The following is a 425-nucleotide window of genomic DNA, read 5'->3' as shown; positions in this document are numbered from 1 at the left end:
TTCATAGGTCTTACAGTATTGGTGCCGTTTATCGGACATTTCAAGTCAAGCGGCTCAGGGCATAGCGTGTTAGCAGGAACGATTGTCCTGTCTATTATGATTCTGCCAACCGTTACATCCATTGCAACTGATGCTATGGCTTCCCTTCCAAAAAGCTTACGTGAGGGATCGTATGCACTTGGCGCTACAAGATGGCAAACGATTAGACGTGTACTTGTACCGGCAGCTCTTCCAACATTAATGACAGCAGTCGTTCTTGGGATGGCAAGAGCATTTGGAGAAGCCCTTGCCGTTCAGATGGTCATTGGAAACACGCGTAATTTACCAGAGAGCATTATGGATACAGCTGGTACATTAACAACCATTATTACGTTAAACATGGGTCACACAACGTATGGAAGTGTTGAAAACAATACACTTTGGTC

General features: G+C 44.7%; 1 protein-coding gene. It reads left to right on the top strand.

The genetic code is table 11. The features are described 5' to 3' along the window. A partial coding sequence (locus GFC01_RS18345) for a PstC family ABC transporter permease (protein WP_152948521.1) occupies nt 1-425 on the top strand: 425 nt, incomplete at both ends.

Source organism: Desulfofundulus thermobenzoicus, from assembly GCF_009428905.1.
Taxonomy (GTDB): Bacteria; Bacillota; Desulfotomaculia; order Desulfotomaculales; family Desulfovirgulaceae; genus Desulfofundulus_A; species Desulfofundulus_A thermobenzoicus.
Note: the sequence above shows the minus strand (reverse complement) of the source record. Positions and strands in the feature narration are given on the sequence as shown.